General features: G+C 70.2%; 15 protein-coding genes. 9 read left to right on the top strand and 6 right to left on the bottom strand.

Features of this window, described 5'->3' with window-relative positions; translation table 11 throughout:
- Window positions 1–38: 38 nt before the first annotated feature.
- From AFR_RS15060 to AFR_RS15050, 3 genes are read right to left on the bottom strand one after another with little or no spacing between them, the layout of a single operon-like run.
- Complete coding sequence (locus AFR_RS15060) at window positions 39–1058, bottom strand: UDP-glucose--hexose-1-phosphate uridylyltransferase (RefSeq protein ID WP_023361336.1); 1020 nt, start codon at window positions 1056–1058, stop codon at window positions 39–41.
- A complete protein-coding gene (locus AFR_RS15055) occupies window positions 1055–2398 on the bottom strand; it encodes a DUF4832 domain-containing protein (RefSeq protein ID WP_023361335.1) in 1344 nt (447 codons plus the stop codon). Before AFR_RS15055 ends, AFR_RS15060 begins: the two co-directional genes overlap by 4 nt.
- Window positions 2399–2407: 9 nt before the next feature.
- Window positions 2408–4339: a DUF4832 domain-containing protein gene (locus tag AFR_RS15050; RefSeq protein WP_023361334.1), complete on the bottom strand. Its 1932-nt coding sequence runs from the start codon at window positions 4337–4339 to the stop codon at window positions 2408–2410.
- Window positions 4340–4500: 161 nt separating this feature from the next.
- Here AFR_RS15050 and AFR_RS15045 point away from each other — a divergent pair, with 161 nt between their 5' ends.
- The 6 genes from AFR_RS15045 (at window position 4501) to AFR_RS15020 (ending at window position 12114) form a co-directional block, all read left to right on the top strand.
- Window positions 4501–5382 carry a carbohydrate ABC transporter permease gene (locus AFR_RS15045; protein ID WP_023361333.1) on the top strand — a complete coding sequence of 294 codons (882 nt, stop codon included), beginning with the start codon at window positions 4501–4503 and terminating at the stop codon, window positions 5380–5382.
- Window positions 5383–5394: 12 nt separating this feature from the next.
- Window positions 5395–6279: a carbohydrate ABC transporter permease gene (locus tag AFR_RS15040; protein ID WP_023361332.1), complete on the top strand. Its 885-nt coding sequence runs from the start codon at window positions 5395–5397 to the stop codon at window positions 6277–6279.
- A gap of 31 nt (window positions 6280–6310) precedes the next feature.
- Complete coding sequence (locus tag AFR_RS15035) at window positions 6311–7642, top strand: ABC transporter substrate-binding protein (RefSeq protein ID WP_023361331.1); 1332 nt, start codon at window positions 6311–6313, stop codon at window positions 7640–7642.
- A gap of 77 nt (window positions 7643–7719) precedes the next feature.
- A complete protein-coding gene (locus tag AFR_RS15030) occupies window positions 7720–9216 on the top strand; it encodes a glycoside hydrolase family 36 protein (protein WP_023361330.1) in 1497 nt (498 codons plus the stop codon).
- 51 nt (window positions 9217–9267) lie between these two features.
- The gene (locus AFR_RS15025) at window positions 9268–10428 is read left to right on the top strand and encodes an ROK family protein (protein WP_023361329.1); all 1161 of its coding nucleotides are present in this window, start codon (window positions 9268–9270) and stop codon (window positions 10426–10428) included.
- A gap of 63 nt (window positions 10429–10491) precedes the next feature.
- Window positions 10492–12114: a serine/threonine-protein kinase gene (locus tag AFR_RS15020; protein ID WP_238547283.1), complete on the top strand. Its 1623-nt coding sequence runs from the start codon at window positions 10492–10494 to the stop codon at window positions 12112–12114.
- Here the strand turns inward: AFR_RS15020 and AFR_RS15015 are convergent.
- Window positions 12111–13634, bottom strand: a complete 1524-nt coding sequence (locus AFR_RS15015) for a sigma-70 family RNA polymerase sigma factor (protein WP_023361327.1) — start codon at window positions 13632–13634, stop codon at window positions 12111–12113. The genes AFR_RS15020 and AFR_RS15015 overlap by 4 nt on opposite strands.
- A 152-nt stretch (window positions 13635–13786) precedes the next feature.
- Entirely contained in the window at window positions 13787–14884 is a 1098-nt protein-coding gene (locus AFR_RS15010; RefSeq protein WP_238547364.1) for an RCC1 domain-containing protein, read from the bottom strand.
- Window positions 14885–15203: 319 nt separating this feature from the next.
- Between AFR_RS15010 and AFR_RS15005 the strand changes: the two genes are divergently transcribed.
- Window positions 15204–15437: a hypothetical protein gene (locus AFR_RS15005; RefSeq protein WP_023361325.1), complete on the top strand. Its 234-nt coding sequence runs from the start codon at window positions 15204–15206 to the stop codon at window positions 15435–15437.
- Here AFR_RS15005 and AFR_RS15000 read toward each other — a convergent pair whose 3' ends face one another.
- The gene (locus tag AFR_RS15000; protein ID WP_023361324.1) at window positions 15438–17081 is read right to left on the bottom strand and encodes a sigma-70 family RNA polymerase sigma factor; all 1644 of its coding nucleotides are present in this window, start codon (window positions 17079–17081) and stop codon (window positions 15438–15440) included.
- Window positions 17082–17364: 283 nt separating this feature from the next.
- On the opposite strand from AFR_RS15000, the gene AFR_RS14995 reads away from it, so the two are divergent.
- Window positions 17365–18738, top strand: a complete 1374-nt coding sequence (locus AFR_RS14995; protein WP_052359716.1) for a glycoside hydrolase family 10 protein — start codon at window positions 17365–17367, stop codon at window positions 18736–18738.
- 79 nt (window positions 18739–18817) lie between these two features.
- Window positions 18818–20746: a family 43 glycosylhydrolase gene (locus AFR_RS14990; RefSeq protein ID WP_023361322.1), complete on the top strand. Its 1929-nt coding sequence runs from the start codon at window positions 18818–18820 to the stop codon at window positions 20744–20746.
- Window positions 20747–20772 lie beyond the last annotated feature (26 nt).

Genomic DNA, 20772 nt, shown 5'->3' with positions numbered 1-20772 from the left:
CGAAGACAGGTGACCAGGGTTGCTGACAGCAGCCCTGGTCACCTGTTTTTCATGACCGCTCGCAGCCGTTCGGCGGCGTCCTCGGCGGTGATGTCGCGTTGGGGGCCGGCGAGGAGTTCGTAGCCGACCATGAACTTGCGGATCGTTGCCGAGCGCAGCAGGGGCGGGTAGAAGTGGGCGTGCAGGTGGAGTTCGGGGTGCGGTGAGCCGTCGGTGGGTTGCTGGTGGAGGCCCATCGAGTAGGGGAACTCGACGCCGAAGAGGCGGTCGTAGCCGGACGTCAACCGGTGCAGGATGTCGGCGAAACCCTCGCGGCCCGCGTCGTCGAGATCGGGCAGGGCGCCGCCGTGCCGGCGGGGCAGGACCAAGGTCTCGTACGGCCACACCGCCCAGTACGGCACCACGGCGACGTACTCGTCGTTGTGGCAGACGATGCGCCGCCCCGCCCGTAGTTCGGTGCTCAGGTAGTCGCAGAGCAGGCAGCCGCCCGTGGTGGCGTACGCGCGCTGCCTGTCGATCTCCTTGGCCGGGAGGCCGGGGATCTTGTCCTCGGCCCAGATCTGGCCGTGCGGGTGCGGGTTGCTGGCGCCCATCATCGCGCCGCGGTTCTCGAAGATCTGGACGTGGCGGACCCACGGGAGGCTGCCGAGTTCGGTGGTCTGAGCGGCCCAGGTGTTCACGACCCGCCGCAGCGCCGGGATCTCCAGGCCGCTCAGGGTGACGTTGTGCCGGGGGTCGAAGCAGACGACACGGCAGATGCCACGAACGGGTTCCGCGACGAGCAGGCCGTCCGGGCCGGGACCCGGGCCGGCGGGTGCCGGCAGCAGCGCGGCGAAGTCGTTGTCGAAGACGAACGTCGACGGGTACGCGGGTGTCACCGCCCCCGCCGCCCGGGTGTTGCCCGGGCACAGGTAGCAGTCCGGGTCGTGGTCCGGCCGTGGCGCGGGGCTGGTGTCTTCCACCTGCCCCTGCCACGGCCGGGCGGTGCGCTGCGGAGACACCAGCACCCATTCGCCGGTGAGCTGATCGAGTCGCCGGTGCGCACCGGGGGCGGTCATCGGGCGGTCACGGAACCGAGGGTAAGCCAGCCGGAGGTGGTGTTCTGGCTGGTGTTGGCGAAGCGCAGCGGGGTGCCGCCGGGCAGCGGGTTGGGCAGGCGCAGGACGATGTCGTACCGGCCGTGGCGCAGGCCCCGGGTAGTGATGCGCGCCGACAGCTCCGTAGGGGCGTCGCCGGGCTGGATGCCGTCGACGGTCCAGCGGGTGGGCCAGCGCCGGACGACATGGCCCGAGCGGTCGACGGCGGCGAGTTCGGCGGGCCAGTCGTAGTAGAAGGGCGCGACGCCACGGTTGGCGATGCGTACCGAGGCACGGCCGGGGGTGAGCTTGGCCGCCGTGACGGTCAGCTCGTAGCCCAAGGCCCGCGCACCGGCCACGGCCCGCTGGTACTTCTCACCGGTGAAGCCCGTACCGGTGAACGCGGCGTGGTTGATCAGCCAGGACGCGTGGGTCTGGTCGACGGACTCGCTGTAGTCCTCGTACTGCGTGCAGCTGACCGGCTGGTCCCACAGGCAGGACTGGATCTCGGGTCGGAGTTCGCCGCCGACGGGTTCCCGGCGCCACTTGCCGGTGACACCCTCGTCGATCAGCCGCTGGACGAAGTGCCAGGACGTCGGTGGCAGCGTCTCGAAGGCGAACGAGTCGTCGTGGTACCCGATGTCGAGGTTCTTGTTCAAAGGGCTGGGATAGCGGGCCAGCAGCCGGGTCCGGTCGAAGGCGTTCTCGTAACGCTGCAGGATGCGGGTGAGGATGTCGTCGCCCGGCATCCAGTTCTCCGGCTGGGTCGTGCCGTCGTAGGGCCAGGTGTGCCACTCGCCCCAGAAGCCGATCAGGCCCAGGGTGAGGAAGCCGATGCGCGGGTCGCCGTCGTAGCGGCGGCCGAGGGCGGTGATGAAGTTCTCCAGGGCCGCGACCAGGCGCGGGTCGCTGTAGTCGGGGGCGACACTGACGCCGTTGTTGCCGAAGTCGGGGTACGGGCGGGTGAGCAGTCCCTCGTCCAGCAGGTACTGCGGGATGCCGCTGGGCCGGCCGGGGTAGTCGAGGTAGAACCGGAACACACTCTGGTGGCCACGGGCGGCGATGGCGTCGAGCTGACTGTCGAACGCGTCCCAGTCGAACTTTCGCGGTCCGGTCATGACGTCGCTCAGCGGCAGATAGAACCACTCCATGCTGTGCGGGAAGGTCTCGTAGTCGCCGGCGAAGGGCAGGAAACCTTTGAGGGGGTTGTCCGCCGGAGCGGCCGTGTAGGTCTGCGGTGTCCACTGTGGCCGGGCAGCGACGGCTGGTGTTCCCGCGGCCAGGGTGAACAGGACGAGCAGGGCGAAGAGTGCTTTTCTCATGGGGTTTCCTCAGCCGACCGTGATGCGGTCGATGTCGGGTGCCCAGCCGGACGGGTTCGCCACGGAGATCGTGGTGGTGCCCGCGGGCAGGCTCAGGGTCACGGTGGTCGAGCCGACGGTGTTCCAGTCGGCGGTCGCCGGGAACGTCACCGTCTGGCCGTTGATCACGGCGGTGCGGGTGACAGCCGAGGTGTAGTGGACGGTCACCGCGCGGTTGCCGCCGGTGCCGCCTGCGACACCGTTGAAGACCAGGGTCGCGCCGTTGCCGACATAACCGACCTTGGAGCCGCCGGAGCACGCGGCACAGGCGGCCACAACGGCGCCGTTGGTCCGGGTGTTGCCCCCGGCCTCGGCCTCGTAGCTGACCGGCGTGCCGCCGTTGGAGGTGCCGACGGTGACCGCACCGAGGCCGAGCCAGCCGTCGGACTGCTGGGTGGCGTTGGCGAAGCGCAGCTTCTTGGCGTTGGCGCTGACCGTCTCGAGCGGGTTCTTGACGCGCATCACCCACTGGTAGTCACCGGCGGCGACACCGGAGAGGTTCACACTCTGCTGGAAGTACTGGCGGTACCCGAAGTCGCGGTAGCTGGGGTCGCCGCCGGCGTTCCACTCGGGGAAGTTCCGGATCGACAGGGGCTGCACGGTACGCAGATCCCACGGCGTGTCCCACGTACCGACGACGGCACCGGAGCTGTTCTTCAGCCCGAGGGTGACCGTCCACGGGTAGTAGAACGGCGCCACACCGCTGTTGGCGATGCGGACGCCCACTTTGGCCGTACCGGAAGCGGTGTTGGTGAAGTAGGCGTTGTCGACGGTGAGGTTGTAGCCCATGAGCCGGACGGCGGCACCCACGTTGGCGTCACCGGCGGCGTAGTTCCCGCTCTGCTCGTTGATCATCCAGGTGGCGTGCAGGAGCTCGATGCAGGCCTTGAGGTTGTCGACGGCGCCCGAGCCACCGGGCCAGGACTGGAACGCCGTGGACTGGATCTCCGGCCGCAGCTCTCCCCCGATCGAGCTGGTGATCCACTTGTTCTCGGTCCCGGTGGCCAGGGTCCGGGTCAGCTGCGAGTAGGACGCGCCGCCCAGCGACGACGGCAGGGTCACGCCCTGCAGCGGTGAGCCTTCGCGGTAGCAGAACGAGTCGTCGTGGTACCCGATGTCGCGGCTGTTCGCGGCACCACCGGCCACGTCCGGATAGCGGATCTCCACCTTGGTGGTGGTGAACGCCGTGTCGAACGCGCTGATCAGCTGGGCGCCGTTGGCGTCGGTGGGCATGTAGTTCGGCAGGCCGTCGGCCGTGTCGGTGTCGTACGGCCAGGTGTGCCACTCGCCCCAGAGCCCGACCAGGCCGAGGTGGATGAAGCCGAGGCGCGGGTCGCCGTCGTAGCGGGCGCCGAACGCGGCGATGAAGTTCTTCATCGCGGTGATCAGGAACGGGCTGTTGTAGTCCGGGTGCGTGACGTTCCAGTACGTGTCGGAGCGGTTGGCCACGTTACCGGCGAAGCAGGCCGGGATCGCGTTGGCGGGATGGCTGCCGGTGCCGCCCGGATAGGTCAGGTAGATGCGGATCGCGGCCTGGTTCCCGTTGGTCGCGGTCTCGGCCAGCATGCTGTCGATCAGGGACCAGTTGTAGCTGCCGCAACTCGAGGCGTTGGTCATGACCTCCGACAGGCCGAAGTATCCCCAGGTCAGCGCGTGCGGATAACCGACGTTCTGGTTCGCGCCGGGTGAGTAGAACTTCGCGAAGCCCTTGAGCGGGTTGTCGATCGGGCCGGGCGCGGCGGTCAGCGGGTGGGCCTGCAGCGCCGGGTCGGGGGTGGCCGGCGCGGCCGGGCGTGGGGGTGGTCCGGCCGGTGCGGCCTGCGCGGCGGCCGGGACGAGCGTGCTGCCGAGGACAACGGCGAGGACGGCCGCCAGAGCCCGGCGGACGGGACGTGACTTCATGGGGATCTCCGATGGGGGTCGGGTTTCACGGGGTCGGGTTCACGGGTCGGGGTTACGCGCTCATTTCGAGGAGGTATTGACAAAGTATTGAAGGTCTACATCATTATTCGAGAACGGCGCGGCTGGCAAGAGCCAAGCCGGACACGGATATGAGGCGAGGGATGAGCTCGACAAAACGGCGCGACGACCGTCGCGCGGCGTGGTGGTTCCTGCTGCCGGTGTCGGCGGGGTTCGTCATCTTCTACGGCTACCCGGCCGCCCGCGGCGCCTGGTACTCGGTCACCGACTACACCATGCTCAACACGCCCTCGTTCGTGGGCGCGGACAACTACGCCAAGCTCGTGCAGGACGACCAGTTCTGGCACTCCCTGCAGGTCACGGCCTGGTACGTCATCCTCAACATCGCCTCACAGACGCTGCTGGCCCTGGGCATCGCGGCGCTGATGCACCGGCTCACGGGCTCGGTCCTGCTGCGGGCGACACTGCTGCTGCCGTGGCTGGTCCCCAACGTCACCGTCGGTCTCCTGTGGATGTGGCTGCTCGACACCAACCTGGGTTTCGTCAACCACCTGATCACCTCGCTCGGGCTGGCACCGGTCGGCTTCCTCACCGACGCCACCCTGGCCATGCCGTCGGTCGCGGCCATCAACACCTGGGCCTACACCGGGTACACCGCGCTGCTGCTCTACGCCGGGATGCTGCAGATCCCGCAGCACCTGTACGAGAGCGCCGCGATCGACGGCGCCGGCGAGTGGCGGATGTTCCAGCGCATCACCCTGCCGCTGCTGCGCCCCGTTCTTGCGCTGGTGCTCGTGGTCTCCCTGATCGGGTCGTTCCAGATCTTCGACACCATCGCGGTCACCACGCAGGGCGATCCGGCCTCGGCCACCCGCGTCATCTACCTCTACATCTACGAGCAGGCATTCAAGTACTTCCACCTCGGGTACGCCGCCGCCGCGGCCGTCTGCCTCGCCCTGATCCTCGGCGTGTTCACCGCCATCCAGATGCGCCTGTTGCGGGCGTCCCGGTCGGACCTGGCGTAAGGGGCCTGACACATGCGCAAGAAGAACTTCAGTCTCGGCCGGCTGCTGGCGTGGGTGGTCGTGGCCGTGATCGTCGTGGTCACCGTCTTCCCGTTCTGGTGGATGGTGCGCACGGCACTGACGCCCGCCGCCGACCTCTACACCGACAACGCGGGTCTGCTGCCGCACGACCCGACTCTCATCAACTTCGCCCGGGTGCTCGGCCTGACCAGCGAGGCGGAGGCGCGGGCGGCCGGCGGCTCGGGCGCCCACATCAACTTCGCGCGGTACCTGCTCAACTCGGTGATCTACTGCGGGCTGATCGCGTCGTTCCAGACGCTGTTCTGCGCGATGGCCGGATACGCCTTCGCCCGGCTGCGCTTCCCCGGGCGTGACCTGGTCTTCGCCGTCGTGATCAGCGCGCTGATGGTTCCGCCGATCTTCACGCTGCTGCCCAACTTCGTCCTGGTCAAGGATCTCGGCCTGATCAACACCATGGCCGGCATGGTCGCGCCGTCGATCCTGATGACCCCGTTCGCGGTGTTCTTCCTCCGCCAGTTCTTCCTGTCGCTGCCCCGCGACGTGGAGGAGGCCGCCGTCCTGGACGGCAACGGCCCGTGGGGCATCTTCTGGCGCATCGCCCTGCCGATGAGCCGGGGCCCACTGCTCACCATCGCGATCACCACCACCGTCTGGGCCTGGAAGGACTTCCTCTGGCCCCTGCTGGTCGGCCGCGGCGAGGACAACCGCCTGGTCACCGTCGCGCTCGGGGTGTTCCTGCAGCAGTCGCCCAACACCCAGCCCGACTGGACCGGGCTGATGGCCGCCTCGACGCTGTCGGTCCTTCCCGTCCTCGTCCTGCTCGGCTTCGTCGGCAAACGCCTCGTCCAGTCCCTCAACTTCACCGGCAACAAGTGAGACCCCGTCCCCCTGCAGAAAAGGAAGTCCGATGACCCGTAAAACGCGCGCCGGAGCGGCCCTGCTGTCGCTGGCCATCGCGGCCGGCCTGACCGGTTGCTCCGCCTCCGACGACGACGCCGGTGGTGCCGTCACCCTCGACTACTGGCTCTGGGACGACAACCAGAAGGCGTCCTACCAGGCGTGCGCCGACGCGTTCACCACCGCCAACCCGAACATCAAGATCCAGATCACGCAGTCGGCCTGGGAGCAGTACTGGCAGAACCTCACCACCCAGCTCGCGGCGGGCGAGGCCCCCGACGTGTGGACCAACCAGGGCTCGTACTACCCGCAGTTCGTCAGCGCGGGCCAGATCCTCGACATCGAGCCCTACGTGAGCGCCGACAAGGTCGACCTCTCCCAGTACCAGGCCGGCCTGGCCGACCTGTTCACCAAGGACGGCAAGCGGTACGGCCTGCCGAAGGACTGGGACACCATCGCGCTGGTCTACAACACCGACCGGCTGAAGGCCTCGGACCTGGCCGACCTGACGTGGAACCCCCAGGACGGCGGCACCTTTGAGAAGCTCATCGCGAAGGCCACCGTCGACACCAGCGGCCGCGACGGTCTCGACCCCGCCTTCGACAAGTCCAAGGTCAAGACGTACGGCTGGCTGCCCGAGTGGGGCGACGGCTCCCAGGGCCAGAACGGCTGGGGCATCCTCGCCGCCACCACCGGCTTCACCTACCTCGACAAAAATCCCTGGGGTACGCAGTACAAGTACGACGACCCGGCACTCGCGCAGACCATCGAGTGGTTCAAGTCGCTGATCGCCAAGGGGTACAGCCCGCCGCTGGACAAGTCGTCCACGCTGAGCCGCGACGCGCTGCTCAACGCCGGCAAGGGCGCCGTCACCACCGCGGGCTCCTGGATGATCAACAGCTATCTCGGTGACAGCGCCAAGGCGAAGTTCGCGTTCGCGCCGCTGCCGGCCGGGCCCCAGGGCCGCAAGACTCCGATCAACGGCCTGTCCGACGCGATCTGGGCCGGCACCGAGCACAAGGACGAGGCCTGGAAGTGGGTCAAGTTCCTGGCCTCCCCCGAGTGCCAGAACATCGTCGGCGACAACAGCGTGGTCTTCCCGGCGATCAAGTCGGCGAGTGAGCGGTCCCTGGCGGCCCACAAGGCCAAGGGCCGTGACGTCCAGGCGTTCGTCGACGAGGCGCAGGCGCCCGGTGGCACGTTCTTCCTGCCGATCACCGAGCACGGCAACGAGATCAGCCAGATCGTGCAGGACTCCATCCAGTCGTCCGTGCTCGGCCAGAGCGACTCGGCCACCGCCTTGAAGAAGGCCAACGAGCAGGTCAACGCGCTGTTCAAGTAAGCCGGCCGCAGCTCTCCGGTGCGGCGCTCACCGCCGCACCGGAGACACCGACGTCCTCACCTTCGCCAAGGAGAACCATGGCAACGCTCATCGAGCTCGCCGGTCGCACGTTCGCCCTCGTCCACGAAGGCCCCGGCCGCCCGCAGGCCGCCGACGGTGGCCTGATCCTGCCGCCGGGGCGCGTCGCGCTGCTGCACGAACTGGGCGACGCCCTGTTCTACCGGCACGGGCAGAACTCCTGGAGCCCGTGCGGGTGGCGGCGGCTGAGCGAACCCCCGCTGCGCATCGCCAACCCCCAGCGACGCCTCACCGCCGACGACGACGTCTGGGACGATCCGGCCCGTCACCACTCCTCCGCGGTGGCCGCCCTCGACGCCGGTGACGGCACCGTCCTGCTGCTCGGGGCGCTGGGCCTGGGCACCGCCCGCCTCGCGGCCGACCACGACACCCTCACCGGCTGGTACGAGCACGGTGGTCAGCCGTGGTTCGCCGCCTACGGCCCCGAGGAGGAGGTGTTCGCCGCGTACACCGGGCACCTGGCCGCCTCGCTGGGCAGCAGCAGCCGCCGCGCCGGCAACGTGTGGTCCTCCTGGTACGCCTACTACGAGGCGATCACCGAGCAGCAGCTGGCCAAGGACGTCCAGGACCTGCAGGGCCTGCCCTTCGACGTGGTGCAGGTCGACGACGGCTGGGAGCAGCTGGTCGGCGACTGGCAGCCCAACCACAAGTTCCCGTCCGGCATGAAGGCCCTGGCCGACCGCATCGGCGACGCCGGGATGACACCCGGCCTGTGGCTGGCGCCGTTCATCGCCCTGCCCGGCTCGCAGTTCGCGCAGCAGCACCCCGGCCTGCTGCTGCGCGACTCCCGGGGCGAGCCGGTGATCGCCGGGAACAACTGGGGAACCGGCTATCACGCCCTCGACCTGTCCCGCCCGGCCACGCTCGACCACCTCGGCGAGATGATCCACCGGGTCGTGCACGAGTGGGGGTTCCGGTACCTCAAGCTCGACTTCATCAACGCCGGCGCCGTGCCGGGCGTCCGCGCCGGTGACGCCGAGCGCGAGCAGACCTACCGCGACGCCCTCGCCCTGGTCCGCCGGGTGGCCGGCGACGACGTCTACCTGCTCGGCAGCGGCGCCGTCCTGCTGCCGTCGCTCGGGATCCTCGACGGCCTGCGCAGCGGCCCCGACGTCGCCCCGATGTGGCAGAACTACGCCACCGACGACCCGTCCGACGCCATGGCCCGCAACGCCGTGGTCAACACCGTGCACCGGCTCTGGCACCAGCCGCTGGCCGAGGTCGACCCGGACGTCGTCTACTTCCGCAGCCGGCTCAACCTGCTCACCGATCAGCAGCTCGGCTGGCTGCGCGACCTGGCCGACATCTGCCGGTTCCGGGCACTGTCCGACCCGCCGAGCTGGCTGACGGCCACCGAGCTCGAGGACCTGCGGGCGTACCTGTCGGCACAGCCGGAGATCGCCCGGCGCAGCCGTTACGTCTGGACCGTCGACGGGCGGGAGGTCGACTTCACCCCGGCGATCACTCCCGCGGCACAGGCGTACCCGATCACCTGACCCTGGTATTTTGTAAAGCTCGTAGCGTATTAGGGGAAGATCTTGACTGAGATGGCGACGGCCGGGGCCGACCTGCCGCGGCTGCGGGAGCTCAACTCCCTGAGCGTCGTGCGGGCCCTGCGCGCTCACCCGGCGGCCACCGTCACCGAACTGTCCCAGCGCACCGGGCTGTCCCGGCCCGCCGTCGACGTCATCGCCCAGGGGCTGGTCACCGACGGCTGGGCCAGCATTCTCGAGCCCGGCGCCAGCAGCGTCGTGGGCCGGCCCGCCCGCCGCTACCAGTTCCGGGCCGGCGCCGGTCACGTCCTCGGTGTCGACGTCGGCGTGCACAAGATACTGGCGCTGCTCTCCGACCTCGACGGGACGATCGTGCACAGCGTGCGCCACTCCGTCGCCGCCGACGCCGGTGCCACCGAACGCCTCGCCGAGCTCGACGAGGTCATCAACGCCTGCCTCACCGAGGCGGGCAAGACACCCGCCGACATCTGGGGTGTCGCCATCGCGGTCACCGGCGCCGTCGACGCGACCGGCCGCACCAGCTTCTTCACCCCGCTGCCCGGCTGGAAGAGCGTCGACCTGACCGCGCACCTGGGCGGGCGGTTCGCCTGCCCGATCCTGGTCGAGAACGACTGCAAGCTCGCGGCCCTGGCCGAGCGCTGGAAGGGCGCGGCGCAGGACGCCAACGACATCGTCTACGTGCTCGGCGGCATGCGCACCGGCGCCGGCCTGATCATCGACGGCGTCCTGCGCCGCGGATTCGGCGGCGCCGCGGGTGAGATCGGCGCGCTCAAGCCGATCCGCTGGCTCCAGGCGCCCGCACACCTGCAGAACTGCCCCGGCGTCCCCAGCACCGTCGGGCCCGACGACGCCGCCGCGTGGGTCTTCAACGCCGCCCGGGCGGGTGACAAGGCGGCCCGAACCGCCGTCAACCGGTACGTCAAGGACCTCGCTGTCGGCACCGCCGCGCTGGTGCTCACCCTCGACCCGCAGGTGGTCGTCTACGGTGGCGGCTTCTCCCGCTCGGCGGATCTCATCCTCGATCCGCTGCGCCGCGAGATCCACCGCCTCTGCCTGCGGACGCCCGAGGTGCGCGCCTCCACGCTCGGTGCGGACGCGGTCGCCCTCGGCGCGCTGAAACTGTCCCTCAACGAGGTCGACGACCGGCTCTTCAGCGCCGGTCTCTCCGCTCCCGTGGCGCCCCGACGCCACTGAGTAGTTGATCTCCAGCCCGGGGCGAGGATGCACGGGCGACCCGGTCACGGCAGACTGCCAGTGATGAACGGCGATGGAATGTCCAGCAGGACGGACAAAAACCCCGGAAACGGCCCGGTTCTCGGAGGCCGGTATCAGCTGATCTCCCAGATCGGCGTGGGTGGCATGGCCGTCGTCTGGCAGGCGTACGACACGGTGCTGGCGCGTACGGTCGCCGTGAAGGTGCTGGCCGGCCACTCCGCCGACGACCCGCAGTCGCGGGAGCGGATCCGCGCGGAGGCGCAGGCCGCGGCGGTCCTCTCGCATCCGAACATCGCCCAGGTCTACGACTACGGTGAGGCCGAGTCCGGCGGTGCGCTGATCCCGTACGTCGTGATGGAGCTGGTCCGCGGGGGCACGCTCCAGCGTCGGCTCAGCGAGGGCCCGGTGCTCCCCCGGTACGCGATGCGGCTGACCGCGGAGATCGCCGCCGCCCTCGCCGCCGCGCACGCCGAGGGACTGGCCCACCGTGACATCAAGCCGGGCAACGTCATGCTGGCACCGACCGGCGCCAAGGTCGTCGACTTCGGCATCGCCGCCGCGATCCGGCCGCCGGGTTCGGGCACCGACGACTTCGAGGTGTTCGGCACACCCGCCTACCTGGCCCCGGAGCGCCTGCTGCACGACGCCGTCGAGCCGGCCTCCGATGTCTACGCGCTCGGCGTGCTGCTCTACCGGCTCCTCGCCGGCCACTCACCGTGGACCAGCGAGACCACCACCCAGATGCTCACCGCGCACATCTATCTCGAGCCGGCCCCGCTGGAGCAGATGCCCCAGGTGCCGCCCTATGTGACCGCCCTGTGCAACCGGTGCCTGGCCAAGGACCCCACCGAACGCCCCAGCGCCCGCGAGGCAGCGGCGTTGCTGGCCCACGCCGCCGGGCTGCAGGTGGTCACCGACGAGCCCCCGGCCCAGCCGGCGGCGATCGTCGACACCGAGCCCTCCGTCCTGATCCGTGCACTCGGCTCGCCACCACCACCGCCCCCACCGGCCGACGCGGAGCCTGCAGCCGTCCCGTCTCCCCCGGCCGGCGACGATCCGGGATCCGCACGGCGGATCCGGCCCGTCCTTGCCGTGGTCGCCGTTGTCCTGCTCATGGCGGTCGCCGTCTCTGTCTGGCTGCTGCGACCGACGGACGAGACAGCGGCGGAATCGGCGCCCAGGTTCGGGTCGACCGGTGCGCCCGCCCCGAGCCGGGGCGCAACCGATCCACCGCCCGGCGCCTCACCGGCACCGGCCACCACCGCACCGGGTGATCCCGCGGCAGGCCCGACCGCCACGACGACCACCACGGCCGGTCAGCAGCCGGCCAACGCGATCAGCCCCGGCGATCCGGCCGCCCCGCCACCGCCACCGCCGTCACCGGGGGCCACTCCCCGAACCCCCGCTCCGGAGCCGACGGCCACGACGACGACCCCGCCCGCCGAGCCGGTCGAACGCACGCTGTCCTCGTCCGCGGGCTCGGTGCGGGCCACCTGCCCCGAGGCCGGCACGGCGCAGATCCTGTCCTGGACGGCCACCAAGCCGTACAAGGTGACCCAGGGCGACAAGGACCCCGGACCGTCACCGGCGGTGTCCTTCAAGCACGGCAACAAGCAGGTCACCATGACGGTGACCTGCAGCGGTGGCGTCCCGTCGGCCTCCTAGGCCAACGGCGGGCGTACCCGGAAGGAGCCGTCGGTCCGGAAGGCCGTGCTGCCGTCGGTCTGGTCGACCCAGAGTTCGTTGTCGCGGTGGCGCAGGAACCAGCCCGGATAGTTGGACGACTCCAGGGCCACGGAACCGGGTGCCGCTCCGGGCCGGGCGCAGAAGGTCGCGTCGCCGCGGAACAGCGGTGTGCGCTGGTCGGGGCTGAGCCGCAACCGCCAGGAGGAGTGCCGCAGGAAGCGGCCGTCGGCATAGCGGAACGAGTAGCAGCGGCTGTCGGCCAGACCCGGGACGGCGATGAAGGTGGCCGTGACGTTGGTGGCCGGAGTGGCCTTGACCAGCACGCCGAGACCTTTCTCGGCGGCGACGAACCGGCCGGGCGAGTTCTGCGACTCCAGCGACAGAGGTCCTAGGGCGACAGTGGCGCTACCGGCACCGGTCGAGGCCCGCGGTGCAGGCGCCGACGCCGATGCGGGAGTCCCCGGAACAGCCGTGCGCGCCGTCGTTCGTGTCGGCGCCGCGACGACTTGCGGCGCCGGCGGCGGTGGCGGTGGAGCCGCGAGCTGGACGGTCGTGACACCCGCTCCGGCCACCAGCGCTCCGGCCGCGACCGTGGAAACCAGCGGATGCAGCGCCGCCGCCTGCACCAGCTGGCCGAGCAGTCCCGCTTTCGCCCCGGCTGAGGCGGCGGCCGGCACCGCGACGCCGACGGCCGCACCGTCGGCCGCGAGCTTGCCGAGCACACCCAGCCCGAGCCCGGCCGGCACGGTGAGCAGGGCAAATGTCGGGAAGAGCCGCTCGACGGCCACCGCCGCGGCCGAGGTCCGGGTGCAGACGGGGCAGGACCGGACGTGCCGGGTCAGCCGTTTCCGCCACAACGGGCTCGGCGTGCCGTCCCAGGTCCGCGTTTCCGCCGCCAGCCCGGCACACCGCGGCCGCTGTTCCAGCGCGGCGGTCAGGGCGCGGTTCGCGTCGAGGTGGCCCCGCATCCGCTGCAGGCGAACTCCCGCGTGGGCGACGCTCAGCCCCAGGGCCGAGGCGAGCTCGGCCCGGGACAGCTGGTCGGCGACCTCCAGCCACCACAACGACAGCAGGGCCCGGTCGTCGGGATCGAGCCAGCGGGTCGCCCGTTCCACCTGCTGACGCTGGCGGGACAGGTCGACCCGGAGCGCGGTGAGGTCCTCCGAGGGGCTGTGCACGTCGGCCAGGGTGACGGCTTCGGTGATCCGCGCGGTCCGCCCGGCGCTGCGGTCCTGGCGGCGCAGGTGGGTGCCGACCTGCCGGATCGTGATGGTGACCAGCCAGGCGCGGAAGGTGTCCGGTTTCCGGAGCCGCGGGAGCTTCTGCAGGGCCCGCACCATCACGTCCTGCACGACGTCGTCGACGTCGGGGTGCGGGCCGAGGGCGCGGCGCACGATCGAGTAGACCAGCGGCAGGTGGGTCGCGGAGAGCGATTCCAGCGCACGACGGTCGCCGGCCTGTGCGGCGACGACGGCGTCATCGGTCCGTGTGGTTCGCATCTCCCCATCAATGTCGTCCGGCGGACGCGCGTCGCACGCCGGACGTCCGTCGACGATCCAGGTGCCAAAAGTCCCCGGAAAGTGTTACGAACGCGGGGCCGCGGGAGTCGCAGCAGCCGTTCCCTGCCACCGCGACCCCCGCACACTCCTGGTCAGGCGGGAAGAACCACCTGCCCCGGAACCGGTCGCTGCGTGCTAGTGCCGTCGCCGAGCTGGCCGTTGGCGTTGTTGCCCCAGCACCACAGGCTGCTGTCGCCGCGGAAGCCGCAGATGTGGAAACTCACCGCGAAGTCGCTGGTCCAGGCGGTGCCGGTGCCGATGCGGGTGGGGGCGTACCGGTGGGTCGTCGTTCCGTCACCCAGCTGCCCGGTCGCGTTGTTGCCCCAGCACCACAGGCTGTTGTCGGTACGCACAGCACACGCCGTGTCGAAGCCCGCCCGGACCTCGGTCCACGTGGTGGCCGTCCCGACCTGGACGGGCGCGGTCCGGTGGGTGCCACTGACGCCCAGCTGTCCGTAACCGTTCTCACCCCAGCACCACAGTGTCCCCTGGGCGCGGACCGCACAGGTGAAGGCGTAACCGGCTGTCACACCGGTCCACGTGGTCTCGGTGCCGACCTGCGCCGGGGTGTCCCGGAAGCTCAACCCACCGAGGCCGAGCTGCCCGTCGGTGCTGTCACCCCAGCACCACAGAGTCCCATCGGTACGCACGGCGCAGGTGTGCGCGAACCCGGTCGTGACACTCGCCCAGGTGGTCGCCGTGCCGACCCGGACAGGGCTGGTCGCATAGTAGGGGTCGGTCCCGATCCCCAGCTGCGCGAACCGGTTGAAGCCCCAGCACCACAGCGAACCGTCGGTACGGGTCGCGCAGGTGTGGCTGTCCCCCGCGCTGACCGAGGCCCAGGTCGTGCCGTCGCCGACGCGTACCGGGGAGGTTCTGGAGGTGGTCGTGCCGTCACCGAGCTGGCCCCGGAAGTTGTTGCCCCAGCACCACAGGGAGCCGTCGGTGCGGACCGCACAGGTGTAGCTCGTGCCGGCATCGATGCTCGCCCACGTGGCGGCAGTCCCGATCCGCACGGGTGCGGTCCTGGCCGTCGTGGTGCCGTCACCCAGCTCCCCGAGGTAGTTGCTGCCCCAGCACCACAGCGTGCTGTCGGTGCGGACGGCACAGGTGTGCCCGTATCCCGCGGCGACGTCGGAGACCGCCGAGACGCTCGACGCGGCCGGGCTCGCGGCGGCGGCACCGGTCATGACGACAGTGCCGGCCACGGCCGCTACGAGGCCCGTCAGCAGACCCCACCAGCGATTTCGGCTTTTCATGATCCCCCTTGCTGTTACCGGTAACAGAACCAATCACCAGCAGGTTGCCAGAATGTTTCCAGACATTCAAGAGTGCAAATGCGGACGTGGTCGCACAGTCCGGCACGACACTTGAATCCACGTATCGAGCACGGTGAAACGTTGTAACGACATTGTTGACCATCAATGGTATTCGGCTCGCGGCCACTGCCGGGCAGCGCGCCTCGAGCCGCCGGCCGGACGTGCCGCAGAGCTTCACGACACCCGGCCGGTGATCCGGGACCGCCACCACGCCGCCACCATCGGGGCACGCCGAAGGCCCAACGTCATTGATGTCGGCCAGATCCAGCCGGTGATCCGCGACTGCACCAACGCCGCCACCAGCAGTGGGGCGCGCCGAAGGCCCAACTTCACTGATGTCGGCCAGATCCAGCCGGTGATCCGGGACTGGACCAACGCCGCCACCAGCAGTGGGACGTGCCGAAAGCCCGACCTGGCGGCGTGATCATCGGGTCAGCGGCGGCCGTACCCGGAAGGAGCCGTCCGCGAGGAAGGCCGCACTGCCGTCCGACTGATCGACCCACAGTTCGTCGCCGCGGTGGCGCACGAACCACCCCGGATAGTTCGACGCCTCCAGGGCCACCGACCCCGCCACCGATCCCGTACGCGGGCAGAACGTCGCGTCCCCCCGGAACAACGCGGTGCCGGCGTCACGATCGAGGCGCACCCGCCACGAGGCGTGCCGCAGGAACCGTCCGTCGGCGGCGCGGAACGACACGCACCGGGTGTCGGCCAGCCCCTCGACCGCGGTGAAGGAGGCAGCCGCATCAGTGGCGGAACCGGGCCCGACCAGCACGCCGAGGCTGTCCACGCCGGCCACAAAACGTCCGGCCGCGTTCTGTGACTCCAGCGAGAGCGGTCCGGTGTCGACCTCGCCGCCGGCCGCCGGGGTACCGCCGGCCCCCGGGTTTCCGCCGCCGGACGTGCCGGCTCCTGGCGTGCCGGCCCCTGGCGTGGTGGTCCCTGGCCTTCCGGCGCTGGGGGTCCCGGCGCTGGGAGCGCCGGTCCCCGGCGTGCCGAAGCCGGGCGTGCCGGTCGGGGCTGTGATGGTGCGGGCCGGTCCCGTGGCGACCCGCGGTATCGGCGGCGAGGGGACGGCAAGCTGGACGGTCGTGATCGCGGCCCCCGCCACCAGCGCACCGGTGGCGATCGTCGAGATGACCGGATGCAGCGCCGCGCCCTGCACGAGCTGTCCGAGCAGCCCGACCTTCGCCACCGGGACAACACTCGGTCCCGCGGGACCGAGCAGGGCCACCGGTGCCGCACCGGCGACCGCAGCACCGTCGAGCGCCAGTTTGCCCAGCACCGCCAGGCCGAGCCCCACCGGAACGCTCAGCAATGCGAACGCCGGGAGCAGGCGTTCGGTGCTGACCAGCGCTTCGGAGGCCCGGGTGCACACCGGACAGGTACGGACGTGCCGCGTCAGGCGTTTGCGCCACAACGGACTCGGTGTGCCGTCCCACTTCTCGGCGGCCGCGGCCAGCTGGGGGCACCGGGGCCGCCGGTCCAGCGCCGCCACGAGGGCCCGGCTCGTCTCGAGCTGGGTGCGCATCCGCTGCACCCGGACACCCGCGTGGGCCAGGCTCAGACCCAGCGCCGCCGCGACGTCCGCGCGGGTCAGCTGGTCGGCGATCTCGAGCCACCACAGCGACAGCAGGACCTGGTCGTCGGGGTCGAGCCAGTGACCGGCCCGCTCGGCCTGCCGGCGCTGCCGGGAGAGGTCGACCTGGAGCGCCGTCACCTCCGCGGACGGGCTCCGGGGGTCGGCCAGCTCGGCGGCCTCCTCGATCGCGGCGATCCGCCCGGTGATGCGCTCCCGCCGGTGCTGATAGGTGCCGACCTGCCGGATCGCGATGGCCGCCAGCCAGGCGCGGAAGGTGTCCGGCGTGCGCAGCTTCGGCAGCTTGCGCAGGGCCCGGAGCATGACGTCCTGCACCACGTCGTCGACGTCCGGATCGTCGCCGAGGCCGCGGCGGACGATCGTGTAGACCAGCGGCAGGTAGGTCGTGGCGAGCTGTTCCAGCGCGCGGCGGTCGCCCGCTTGCGCGTCGGCGACAACGGCGGCATCGCTGGTCCGGGTGGTTCGCATGGCCCGGGCATCGTACGCCGAATGACCGGCGCCGAGCCCGGCCGGATTGGACCGGGTGCATTGTCAGAAAGATTTCCGAAAACCGTTACGCCGCCGGAATGCCGCGAGTCGCGCCTTTGGGGATCCAGACCCTTTGTCATCCCCTCTTGAATGCTCCGAAACATTCTGGATATATTACTGACCCTCGATGGAAGCGCTCCCACGCCGTCCGTCGAACGCCGGTTGTTAACGCTCACAATGTGCGGTGATCTCGCCCGCCGAGCTCTACGAAAGGCACATCCCCATGAACCCTCGAAGTCTGTTCCGCAGGCGGCGCACCCTCGTGCTGTCCGCCGCGAGCGCCGGCGTGGTGCTCGCGGCCAGCATCGCCGTCGTCGGCACCGCCGAGGCGGCGAGCACTCTGGGTGCCTCGGCCGCCCAGACCGGTCGCTACTACGGCGCCGCGATCGCCGCCGGCCGGCTCGGTGACTCGACCTACACCCGCATCCTGAACACCGAGTTCAACTCCGTCACCCCCGAGAACGAGATGAAGTGGGACGCCACCGAGCCGTCACAGGGCCGGTTCACCTACACCAACGGCGACCGCATCCTCAACCAGGGACTCTCCAACGGCTCCAAGGTCCGCGGGCACGCTCTGCTCTGGCACGCTCAGCAGCCCGGCTGGGCCCAGGCGCTGTCCGGCAGCGCGCTGCGCAACGCCGCGATCAACCACGTCACCCAGGTGGCGACCCACTACAAGGGCAAGATCTACGCCTGGGACGTGGTCAACGAGGCGTTCGCCGACGGCGGCAGCGGTGGCCGGCGTGACTCCAACCTGCAGCGCACCGGCAACGACTGGATCGAGGCGGCCTTCCGTGCCGCCCGGGCCGCCGACCCCGCCGCCAAGCTCTGCTACAACGACTACAACACCGACGGCATCAACGCGAAGTCGACCGGCATCTTCAACATGGTCCGCGACTTCAAGTCCCGGGGTGTCCCCATCGACTGCGTCGGTTTCCAGTCCCACCTGGGCACCGGCATCGACTCGACCTACCAGGCCAATCTGAAGCGCTTCGCCGACCTCGGCGTCGACGTGCAGATCACCGAGCTCGACATCGAGCAGGGTGGTAACCAGGCGAACATCTACAGCACCGTCACCAAGGCCTGCCTGGCCGTGTCGCGGTGCACCGGCATCACCGTGTGGGGCATCCGGGACACCGACTCGTGGCGTACCGGCGCCAACCCGCTGCTGTTCGACGGCTCGGGCAACAAGAAGCCCGCGTACACCGCGGTCCTGAACGCTCTGAACGCCGGTGGCACGACCAATCCCACCACGCCGCCGGTCACCTCGCCGCCGGCCAGCCCGACGACCCCGCCGCCGTCCGGATCCGGCTGCACCGCCACCGTCTCGCTGAACAGCTGGAGCGGCGGATACGTCGCCACGGTGAAGGTCACGGCCGGATCGTCCGCGGTCACCGGCTGGACCGTCAGCGCGACCCTGCCGTCCGGCGGCGCCCTCACCGGCGTCTGGAGTGCGACCAACACCGGCACGACCGGCGCGGTCAGCTTCCGCAACGTCGAGTACAACGGCCGCATCCCGGCCGGTGGCAGCACCGAGTTCGGCTTCCAGGGCACCGGGACCGGCCCCAGCGCCGCTCCGGCCTGCCGGGTCGGCTGAGCCTCTCGTCCCGTACGCGACGACCGCCGGCCCGGATCACCGGGCCGGCGGCGGTCCCCACCTCGGCAAGGAGTTCCCGATGCGTCGCACCCGTCCCCGCCTGTGGATCGCCGCAGGTCTCGCGCTTGCCGTCAGTACCGCCGGGCTGGCCCTGGCCACCAGTGCCCGTGCCGCGGCCGGTTGCAAGGTCACCTACACCGTCACGAACCAGTGGCAGGGCGGGTTCGGCGCGAACGTGACGATCGACAATCTCGGCGACCCGATCACCGGCTGGCGCCTCGGGTGGTCGTTCGGCGCGGGTCAGACGGTCGCGCAGCTGTGGGGCGGCACGGTGAGCCAGACGGGTGCACAGGTGACCGTGACCAACGCGGACTACAACGCGAGCCTGCCCACCGGGGGAAGCGCCTCGTTCGGGTTCAACGGGACCTCCGGCGCGAGCAACCCGGCACCGGCGAGCTTCACCCTCAACGGCGTCGCCTGCACCGGCGGAACAGCACCGACCACACCGGCCGGTGGCACCTTCACCAACCCCGTTGTCTGGCAGGACTTCGCCGACGGCGACATCATCCGGGTCGGCGATGTCTATTACTACTCGGCCTCGACGATGCACTACTCCCCAGGCGCCCCGGTCCTGCGTTCCTACGACCTGGTGAACTGGGAGTACGCCGGGCATTCGGTGCCGCGGCTGGACTTCGACTCCAACGCCTACGACCTCAACGGCGGACGCGCCTACGTCAAAGGCATCTGGGCATCAGCGTTCAACTACCGGCCCAGCAACAGCACCTACTACTGGCTGGGCTGCACCGAGTTCAACCGCACCTACGTCTACACCTCCGCCAACGCCGGTAGCGGGTGGGGCAAGAAGGCCCGGATCAACAAGTGCTACTACGACGCCGGGCTGATGTTCGACAACGACACCCCGTACGTCGCTTACGGCAACGGCACCATCAGCGTCGCCCAGCTGTCGTCGGACCTGACCTCCGAAGTCCGCTCGCAAGCCGTGTATCAGACCCCGTCGAGCATCGGCACCCTCGAGGGCGCGCGGATGTACAAGCGGGGGAACTACTACTACATCTGGCTCACCCGCCCTGCGAACGGTCAGTACGTGTTGCGCTCGACCAGCCCTTGGGGCCCGTACGAGCAGAAGCAGGTTCTGTTGAACCTGCCGGGACCGATCTCCGGGGGTGGGGTCCCGCACCAGGGCGGTCTGGTGCAAACCCAGAACGGTGACTGGTGGTACATGGCCTTCACCGACGCCTACCCCGGCGGGCGGATGCCGACCCTGGCCCCGATCACCTGGAGTGCTGACGGCTGGCCGGTCCTGCAGACCGTCAACGGCCGCTGGGGCGCCACCTATCCGCGCCCGAACCTGCCCTGGCACCCCGTCACCCCGATGACCGGCACCGACACCTTCACCGGCACCACCCTCGGACCGCAGTACGAGTGGAACCACAACCCGGACACGAGCAAGGTCAGCGTGAACAACGGCCTGCGGTTGTCGACCGCGACGGTCACGGGCGACCTCTACAACGCCCGCAACACCCTGACCCGCCGCATCCAGGGACCGTCGTCGACCGCGACGATCGAGCTCGACTACTCGGCCATGGCCAACGGCGACCGCGCCGGGCTGGCCATGCTGCGCGACACCTCGGCCTGGATCGGCATCCGCAAGGACAACGGCGCCACCCGCATCTCGATGACCAACGGCCTGACCATGTCCACCAGCGGCTGGACGACAACCGGCACCGGCACCGAACGGGCCGGCGCGGCCATCAGCGGCGGCAAGGTCTGGCTGCGCGTCAACGCCGACATCCGCCCGGGATCCGGCCGGACCGCGACGTTCTCGTACAGCACCGACGGCGTCACCTTCATCGGACTCGGGCCCGCGCTGACGCTCAACAACGACTGGCAGTTCTTCATGGGCTACCGCTTCGGCGTCTTCAACTACGCCACCCAGTCCCTCGGCGGTGCCGTCTCCGTCAGCCGGTTCACGGTGAGCACCCCGTGAGCCTGCCGGCGCCGGCACTGACCTGC

The sequence above is a fragment of the Amorphoplanes friuliensis DSM 7358 genome (assembly GCF_000494755.1).
Taxonomy (GTDB): domain Bacteria; phylum Actinomycetota; class Actinomycetes; order Mycobacteriales; family Micromonosporaceae; genus Actinoplanes; species Actinoplanes friuliensis.
This window is presented reverse-complemented; position numbering and strand designations above follow the sequence as displayed.